This window comes from Methylobacterium sp. WL18, assembly GCF_008040015.1.
Classification (GTDB): domain Bacteria; phylum Pseudomonadota; class Alphaproteobacteria; order Rhizobiales; family Beijerinckiaceae; genus Methylobacterium; species Methylobacterium mesophilicum.
In genome coordinates this window covers 1-8,731 of record NZ_VRVD01000156.1, presented here as the reverse complement: position 1 = coordinate 8,731, position 8,731 = coordinate 1, and the positions used below count along the sequence as shown (strand labels likewise).

General features: G+C 68.0%; 8 protein-coding genes and 1 pseudogene. 3 read left to right on the top strand and 6 right to left on the bottom strand.

What is annotated here, in order from left to right; all coding sequences use genetic code 11:
- A pseudogene (locus FV228_RS13380) lies at positions 1-187 on the bottom strand (IS4 family transposase); the annotation flags it as partial.
- Between the two features lie 387 nt (positions 188-574).
- Between FV228_RS13380 and leuA the strand changes: the two are divergent.
- Both leuA and FV228_RS13370 read left to right on the top strand, forming a co-directional pair.
- Positions 575-2,260, top strand: coding sequence for a 2-isopropylmalate synthase (gene leuA / locus FV228_RS13375; protein WP_147855071.1), 1,686 nt, complete (start codon positions 575-577; stop codon positions 2,258-2,260).
- A gap of 371 nt (positions 2,261-2,631) precedes the next feature.
- The gene (locus tag FV228_RS13370; RefSeq protein WP_147855070.1) at positions 2,632-4,611 is read left to right on the top strand and encodes a malonate decarboxylase subunit alpha; all 1,980 of its coding nucleotides are present in this window, start codon (positions 2,632-2,634) and stop codon (positions 4,609-4,611) included.
- 5 nt (positions 4,612-4,616) lie between these two features.
- Here the strand turns inward: FV228_RS13370 and FV228_RS13365 are convergent, their stop codons facing one another.
- A complete protein-coding gene (locus FV228_RS13365) occupies positions 4,617-5,558 on the bottom strand; it encodes a glyoxylate/hydroxypyruvate reductase A (RefSeq protein WP_147855069.1) in 942 nt (313 codons plus the stop codon).
- 99 nt (positions 5,559-5,657) lie between these two features.
- The gene (locus tag FV228_RS13360) at positions 5,658-5,948 is read right to left on the bottom strand and encodes a hypothetical protein (RefSeq protein WP_246690100.1); all 291 of its coding nucleotides are present in this window, start codon (positions 5,946-5,948) and stop codon (positions 5,658-5,660) included.
- Positions 5,949-6,107: 159 nt separating this feature from the next.
- Here FV228_RS13360 and FV228_RS13355 point away from each other — a divergent pair, with 159 nt between their 5' ends.
- Positions 6,108-7,580, top strand: a complete 1,473-nt coding sequence (locus FV228_RS13355) for an MFS transporter (protein ID WP_147855068.1) — start codon at positions 6,108-6,110, stop codon at positions 7,578-7,580.
- A gap of 77 nt (positions 7,581-7,657) precedes the next feature.
- Here the strand turns inward: FV228_RS13355 and FV228_RS13350 are convergent, their stop codons facing one another.
- The 3 genes from FV228_RS13350 to FV228_RS13340 all read right to left on the bottom strand — a co-directional run.
- A complete protein-coding gene (locus FV228_RS13350; protein ID WP_147855067.1) occupies positions 7,658-8,044 on the bottom strand; it encodes a type II toxin-antitoxin system VapC family toxin in 387 nt (128 codons plus the stop codon).
- Positions 8,041-8,283, bottom strand: coding sequence for a type II toxin-antitoxin system prevent-host-death family antitoxin (locus tag FV228_RS13345; protein WP_138910056.1), 243 nt, complete (start codon positions 8,281-8,283; stop codon positions 8,041-8,043). The genes FV228_RS13350 and FV228_RS13345 overlap by 4 nt, the downstream gene beginning before the upstream one ends.
- Positions 8,284-8,346: 63 nt before the next feature.
- Positions 8,347-8,731 (bottom strand): glucokinase (locus FV228_RS13340; protein ID WP_187277733.1); only part of this gene is annotated, 385 nt, incomplete at its 5' end.

Here is an 8,731-nt window from a genome sequence, read left to right as displayed (position 1 = left end):
CCGGCAGATCCCGGCTCTGGCGGGCGGCCGCATGCAGCGACGGCTGCAGGCCGACCACCACCAGCATCATCAGCTCGACCACCGTCGAGAACAGCAGATCGCGCTCGTACTGGCGACCGCGATGCTGTGCGAACACCGCGTCGAGCCAGGTGGCGGGAAACGCCTGATCCAGCAGCGTGCGCGCCATCACGCTGGCTGGCGCTTTCTGCTCAAACCGCTCCAGGACAGCCCGCCACGGGCAACCCGATCCGTCCGATGCTTGCGTCATCGCAACGAGTTAGGCCCGAGCCAAACACCTTGAAAGGGCTGGGCTCGCAGCCCTTTGGCCGGGTTCGGGGGCGGAGCCCCGATCGCAGGGCTCTGCCCTGCACCCGCAAAAGGTCATAGAACTTTTGAAACCGAGATTTTCCAAGCACAGATGATGAGCTTCACGGTTTTAATTTGATAAATAGTCAATAATACGCTCTAGGGCTGGCTCTCCGCATCGGGACCGTCGCCGCACATCGCGGCCGAGCGGCAGCCGGCGCCTTCCGGGCTGCCGTCCCGAGCCATCGATCTCACGGCCGATCCCGTCATGCTGACCAACCCCGCCACCAAATACCGTCCGTTCGTCTCCCCGATCGATGTATCGGACCGCACTTGGCCGTCGAAGCGCCTCGCGACCGCGCCGCGTTGGCTGTCGACCGATCTGCGCGACGGCAACCAGGCGCTGGCCGACCCGATGGATGTGGCCCGCAAGCTGCGCTTCTACGACATGCTGCTCGGCATCGGCTTCAAGGAGATCGAGGTCGCCTTTCCGTCGGCCTCGCAGACCGACTTCGATTTCGTCCGGATGCTGATCGACGGGGACCGCATCTCCGAGGACGTGACGATCCAGGTGCTGACGCAGGCGCGGGCCGACCTGATCGCCCGCACCTTCGCGTCGCTGGACGGCGCCCGCCAAGCGATCGTGCATCTCTACAACGCGACGGCGCCGCTGTTCCGGCGGGTCGTGTTCGGCATGGAGCGGCACGAGATCGTCGCCCTCGCCGTGTCCGGCGTGACCGCGATGCTGGAGGAGAGCGTGAAGCGGCCCGGCACGCGCTGGACCTTCGAGTACTCGCCGGAAACCTTCTGCTTCACGGAGCCGGATTTCGCCCTCGAGATCTGCGAGCGCGTGCTCGATGTCTGGCAGCCGACGCCGGAGCGCCCGGCGATCCTCAACCTGCCGACGACGGTCGAGGTGGCGATGCCGAACGTCTATGCCGACCAGATCGAGTGGTTCTGCCGCAACATCTCCCGGCGGGACGCCGTGATCATCAGCGTGCATCCGCACAACGATCGCGGCACCGCCGTGGCCTCGGCCGAGCAGGCGCTGCTGGCCGGCGCCGACCGGGTCGAGGGCTGCCTGTTCGGCAACGGCGAGCGCACCGGCAATGTCGACCTCGTGACGCTCGCCCTGAACCTGTACACGCAGGGGATCGACCCCAGGCTGCGCTTCCCGGCGATCCGCGAAGTCGTCAACACCGTCACGTATTGCAACGGCCTGCCGGTGCATCCGCGCCACCCCTATGCGGGCGAACTGGTCCACACCGCCTTCTCGGGCTCGCATCAGGATGCGATCCGGAAGGGGTTCGCCGCCCATGCGCGTCGCAACGACGGCGTCTGGGAGATGCTCTACCTGCCGATCGACCCCGCCGATCTCGGCGAGAGCTACGAGGCCGTGATCCGGGTCAACAGCCAGTCCGGCAAGGGCGGCGTCGCCTGGGTGATCGAGCAGGATCTGGGGCTGAAGCTGCCCCGGGCCTTGCAGTTCGACCTGAGCCGGCGCGTGCAGGTCCTGGCCGATCGGACCAGCCGGGAACTATCGGCCACCGACATCGCGAGAGCCTTCAAGCAAGCCTATCACGTCGACGACACGACGATCTTCGCGCTGGTCGACGACGGGGGCGGCCTGCGCCGACAGGCGGGTTCCGAGCGGATCTTCACCGGCCGGATTCGCCATCGCGGGCAGGACGTCTCGGTGTCCGGGCGTGGCAACGGCCTGATCTCGGCTCTGCTCGCCGCCCTGGACGACGCATTCGGGATCGCCCTCTCGGTGGTGGATTATTCGGAGCATGCGCTCCGGCGCGGGTCGGATGCCCAGGCGGCCGCCTATCTCGAATGCAACCTCGCCGACGGCAGCCCGGTGTTCGGTGTGGGGATCGACAGCGACGTGGCGACCGCGACCGTGAAAGCCGTGTTGAGTGCAGCGAGTGGGGCCGCATCGCTCGGCCGATAGGGCTGCGCCGTCATCGCGCGCATCTCAGGCCGGGGCCGAGGAGGGAAATTCCGGTCTGACGGGCTCGTCAGGAACCCAAAAGCATCACCCCGCCATGGCGGGTAGCGCGATCGCACAATTTTTCTGACCTTACGCCAAAGACTTTTTCAGCAGCACGTCCGGCTCATAATGCGGTAACATGATCTAACGGACCTGCAATTACTGCAATGCCGCAAATCTTTGATGCGGCGCAACAGTGCTGACGGTCAGAAATTTGGTCGACCGTGCGCCGGAAGCCTGAAGGCTGCGCACGAACGGCCGGCAACAGACCTGGGGACGGATGGCTGCAGGGCCGTCCGGACATCCGGGCCGGAGGGAGGATCGTGGGCTTCATGAGGAAGAACAAGGTCATCACGGCGGACGAGGCGATCGCGCTGATCCGCGTGAACGACGTCGTGACCACCACGGGCTTCGTCCAGAGCTGCATCCCGGAGGCGCTGCACGCCGCGCTGGAGAAGCGCTTCGTCGAGACCGGCTCGCCCCGGGGCCTGACCCTGATCATGACCGCGGGCGCGGGCGACAGCAAAGGCCTCGGCACCGGGCGCCTGCACCATGACGGCCTGCTCTCGCGGGTCATCGCCGCCAATTTCGGCCGGATGCCCAAGGTCGCGCAGGCCGCGCAGAACAACCTGATCCGCGGCTACAACCTGCCCCAGGGGGTGATCTCGCAGCTCTACCGGGCCTGCGCCGCGGGCCAACCCGGCCTGTTCTCGAAGGTCGGCCTGCAGACCTACGTCGATCCGCGCCACGGCGGCGCCAAGGTCAACACCCTGACCACGGAGGACATCGTCAAGCTGGTCGAGGTCGATGGCGAGGAGTGGCTGTTCTACACCGCCACCAAGATCGACGTGGCCTTCATCCGCGCCACCTCGGCCGATCCGTCGGGCAACCTCTCCTACGAGAAGGAGGCGTTGACGCTGGATTGCCTGGCTCAGGCCATGGCGGCGCGCAACAACGGCGGCATCGTCATCGCCCAGGTCGAACGGATCGTCGAGGACGGCTACCTGCTGCCCAAGGACGTGCGCGTGCCCGGCATCCTGGTCGACTGCGTGGTGGTGGCCGAGCCCGAGATGCACCGCATGAACTACGGCGTCATGCACGATGCCGCGCTCGCCGGGGAGATCCGCGTGCCGGTCACCGGCATCAAGCGGATGCCGCTCAACGAGCGCAAGATCATCGCCCGCCGGGCCGCCTTCGAGCTTCCGCCGAACGGCGTCGTCAATCTCGGGGTCGGCGCGCCGGAGGGCATCTCGTCGGTGGCCAACGAGGAGAAGATCACCCCCTACATCACCCTGACCACCGAGGCCGGGGCGGTCGGCGGGGTGCTGGCCTCGGGCTCGAGCTTCGGGGCTGCCACCAACGCCGACTGCATCATCGACCAGAACCAGATGTTCGACTTCTACGACGGCGGCGGCCTCGACATGACCTGCCTCGGCATGGCCGAGTGCGACGAGGCCGGGAACGTCAACACCTCGAAGTTCGGCGGCAAGCTCAACGGCTGTGGCGGCTTCATCAACATCTCGCAGAACGCCCGCACGGTGGTATTCGCCGGCACCTTCACGGCGGGCGGGCTGGAGATCGCCGTGGACGATGGCGTCGTGCGGATCGTCAGCGAGGGCCGGGCGCGCAAGTTCGTCACCCGGGTCCAGCAGAACACCTTCTCGGGCCCCTACGCGGTGGAACGCTCGCAGCCGGTCCTCTACGTCACCGAGCGCTGCGTGTTCCAGCTGACCGCCGACGGCCTGGAGCTGATCGAGGTCGCGCCCGGCATCGACATCGAGCGCGACATCCTCGCCCACATGGATTTCAAGCCGGTGGTGCGCAATCCTGTGCTCATGGACCCGCGCATCTTCCGCGACGAACCGATGGAGTTGCTTTCCGACCTGCTCAACCTCGATCTGTCCTCGCGCATCAGCTACGACGGCGAGCGCAACATCCTCTTCATCAACCTGGAAGGCTGGTACTGCCGGGTGAAGAGCGACATGGACGAGCTCCGGATGAGCATCGTCGGGGCCTGCCGCAAGGCCGGCCAGCGGGTCAACGCCGTGATCAACCACGACGGCTTCCGTCTCAACGAGAATCTGATCGACGACTATGCCGGGATGATCCAGTATCTCCAGGCGAACTACTACGCGACCACGACCCGCTACGTCACGAGCGCGTTCCTGCGCCTGAAGATGGAGGAGGCGCTGACCCGGCGCGGCGTCGCCCCCCACGTGTTCGAGCGCAAGGAAGAGGCCCAGGCCTTCCTGGGCACCACCGACGCGAAGGCACGCAAGCGGATCTCACCGGCGGTCGCCTCGGCGGCGTAGACGGATTAGTACCCCCGCCCGGCATCGACGCCCTGCGGCGGCTGACCGGTGCTGCGGTATTCCCGCAGGTTGGCCGCCACCGTGGTGGCCGCCGAGTCCATGTCGGTGGGGCCGGAGATGTGCGGCAGCACGGTCACGCCCAGATGGGTCCAGAGCGGGGATCCGGCCGGCAGAGGCTCGGTGTCGAATACGTCGAGCACCGCGTGCGACAGGTGACCGGAATCGAGGGCGGCGATCAGGTCGTCGGTCACCACGATCGGACCACGGGCGAAGTTGATCAGCGCCGCCCCGGGCTTGAGCGCCGCGAGCCGCGCCGCGTTCACCAGGCCGCGCGTCTCCGGCGTCAGCGGCACCAGGCAGACGAGGATGTCGCAGCCGCCGAGCATCGCCCCGAGGCCGTCCGCACCGTGGAACGTGGCGATGCCCGGGACGGTCTTCGGCGTCCGGCCCCAGCCGGTGACGAGGAACCCCGCGCCGACGAGCCGCCCGGCCGCCGCGGTGCCGAGCTCACCGAGGCCGAGCAGGCCGACAACCGTGTCGGCGGGCTTGCGGTAGGGATGCGGGCGCCAGACCCGCTCGCGCTGCTGGCGCGCGTAGGCGGGCATGTCGCGCTGGAGATAGTGGGACCAGGCCAGCACCGCCTCCGCCATGGCCCGGGCCATCTCGCGATCCACCAACCGGACGATCGGGAGCGGCCGGTCGAAGGCACCGACGAGCTTCTCCACGCCGGCCCACAGGCTCTGCACCCAGACTAGGCCCGGCAAGGCGGCGATCTCCGCGGGATCGGGGTTGGCCACGATGGCGACCCGCGCGGCCGCACGCTCGGCCTCCACCATCAGCCGGAACGGAACCAGCCGCTCACCCGGCATCGCGGCCGACAGGACCTGCAGGTACTCCGCCTCCTGGTCGGGCCCCTTGCAGCCGACCAGCGCGACAACCTCCGCCATATCCGAACTCCGTCCACGCTGCGGCTCATGCCCGATCCGGCCAATGCAGCCGCTGTGCCTGGCCGGATCGCGATCGCCAAGCCCGGCGGCGCCTTGCTTTCAGCGGGCCTCGATCAGCGCCGGGTAGACCAGGCGGACGCTGCGGCGGTCCTCGGGGATCGCGGTCGCGATGCGCTTGCGCAGGCTGCCGGTGGTGATCGGCACCGCGACCTCGGTGGGCCGCAACCGCCACCGCTCGGCCGCCGCCATCTGGACCCGCGGCTTCGGCCGCTCGAGATGGCGGTCCGCGCCCTCCGTGGGCACGGTGGCGAGCCCGGCCAGGGTCACGACGGCGAGCAGGCCGTAACGGGACCGGCGCAAGGGCCGGGAGTGAGGCGACGGAGCGAACATGACAGGGAACCCGCGTGGACACGCCAGCTGTGCCCATCACGCGTGAAGACGGGATCGAACCGAATCGATTCCCAACCTGTTCCCAACACCTGCGTCGAGTCGCGGTAAACACCGGGTCTTGAGGCACGGTAAACAGACCCATCGGGAGGACGCGCGAGCATGGCGAGCAAGGTTGAGGGGGGCGCCGGGACACCCGAGCGCGCGGAGATCGGACGCGTCATCGACACCGACATCTCCGCGCGCCTGGACCGGCTGCCATGGGGTCGCTTCCACGTGCTGGTCATCGTGGCGCTCGGCATCACCTGGGTCCTCGACGGGCTCGAGGTCACGCTGGCCGGATCCCTGGTGGGCGCCCTGCGCCAGCCGCCGATGTCGTTCTCGGAGTTCGACGTCGGCCTGGCAGCCTCCTGCTACCTCATCGGTGCCGTGACCGGCGCGCTCGGCTTCGGCTGGCTGACCGACCGGATCGGCCGCAAGAAGCTGTTCTTCATCACCCTGGCCCTCTACCTGGTCGCCACCGCGGCCACGGGGCTGTCCTGGAACGTCGCCAGCTTCTGCGTCTTCCGCTTCTTCACCGGCGCGGGCATCGGCGGCGAGTACACGGCGATCAACTCGACCATCCAGGAACTGGTCCCGGCCCGGGTCCGCGGCTGGACCAACCTGGTCATCAACGGCTCGTTCTGGATCGGCGCCGCGCTCGGCTCGTTCATGTCGATCGTGCTGCTGCGGCCCGAGGTGATCGATCCGGCCTGGGGCTGGCGCGTCGCCTTCTTCACCGGCGGCGCCATCGGCCTGGTGATCCTGCTGCTGCGCACTTGGATCCCCGAGAGCCCGCGCTGGCTCGCCACCCACGGCTACGCGGCGGAAGCAGACCGGGTCGTCACCGGGATCGAGAAGCGCTTCACCGACGAGGGCGTCACCCTGCCGCCGGTGGACGAGAGCAAGCGCATGAAGGTCCGGACCCGCGACCACACCCCCCTGTCGGAGGTGTTCCGGGCCCTGTTCGTCACGAACCGGCTGGCCACGATGGTCGGCCTCGCCCTGATGGTCGCGCAGGCGTTCTTCTACAACGCGCTGTTCTTCACCTACGCCCTGGTGCTGGAGCGGTTCTACGGCGTGCCGGGCAACAGCGTCGGCTGGTACCTGTTGCCCTTCGCGCTCGGCTCGTTCCTCGGCCCGCTGCTCCTCGGGCGGCTGTTCGACACGATCGGCCGGCGCCAGATGATCGCGTTCACCTACGGCATCTCGGCGGTGCTGCTGGTGGCCGTGGGCCTGCTGTTCCGGCTCGACGTGGTCGGTCCGGTGGGACAGACCGCGGCCTGGATGGTGGTGTTCTTCTTCGCGTCCGCCGCGGCGAGTTCGGCCTACCTGACCGTCTCCGAGACCTTCCCGCTGGAGATCCGGGCGCTGGCCATCGCGGCCTTCTACGCGGTCGGCACCGGCATCGGCGGCGTCTCGGGCCCGTTGCTGTTCGGCAGCCTGGTCGAGACCGGCTCCCGCGACTGGGTGCTGTTCGGCTACGGGATCGGCGCCGCGCTGATGCTGATCGCCGCGGTCGTCGGCGGCGTCTGGGGTACGGCCGCGGAGGGCAAGTCGCTGGAGGACGTCTCGAAGCCGCTCGCGGCGGCTTAATCAGCCGCCAACCGACAGCCGGGTCTCGTTGCGTTCGTCGCATCGCGATCCGGCTACGCAGAGGGAAGCTCATCCCATCAGATCAGCCTGATCGGCCCTTCATAGCGCGCGATGATCCGATCGGCCGTGACCAGTTCCAGTCCCTCAATCAGAGCCTGCGCGATCAGGAGCCGATCGAACGGGTCTCGGTGGATGGGAGGTGGACGGGAGACCGCGGATGCGTGGGCGCCTGTGACGGGCAACTCGATATAGCCGTTGTTCATCAAGCCTTCCCGCAGGCTCTTCGCATCGACCTGGAAATCGTCACGGCCCAGCCCGCTTTTGATCGCGATCTCCCAAAGACTCGCCGCGCTGAACACGAGCGTATTCGCAGGGTCTTCGATGAGGCGGCGTGCAACCGGTGTCAGGCGATCGGAACCTGCTGCAGCCCAGAGCAGGATATGCGTGTCGAGCAGGTCGCTCACCGGTCTTCGAACGACGCCGCGATGTCGTCACGGCCCATCTGGTCGAAATCGTCGGGGACGTGGATGCGTCCGGCTAGAAATCCGATCCGTGACGTCTCGACGGATGTCGGCGCATCGATAGGCAGGACCCGCACCAGAGGCCGGCCGTCTTTCGCGATGATAAACGGCTCGCCCAAAGCCGCCTGTTCGACCAAGTGCGGCAGGTTGGTCTCGGCGTCCTTCAGATTGACCGTTCGCATCGATCCGGTCCCTGCCCTATCCGTCCGCCGCATCGCGCGGCGCCATCCTGGCATCGTAGGCCGTCAGCCCTCACTCCGCCACACCTGCCCGTGGTAGACGAAGCGCCGACCCTCGTTGGCGAGGGCCGCGAGCCCCCGGAAGGCGGGATCCTGGACCGTGATGACGCTGGTCGGGATCTGGCGCATCATCTCGGCGAACGGCGCCTTGCGCTCGAACGCGTCGCGAAACCCGCTCTCCTCCAGAACCTTGACGATGCGGGGGGCGATGCCGCCGCCGATATAGACGCCGCTGGTGGCCAGGAAGGTCAGGGCGAGGTCGCCGCAGACGCGGCCGAGCAGACGGCCGAACAGCTCCAGCGCCTCCGCGGCGTGCGGGTCGGAGGCGTTCAGCCCGGCCTCGGTCACCGCCGCCGGATCGATCTTGTCGTGCGGCCGGCCGGTGCGGACA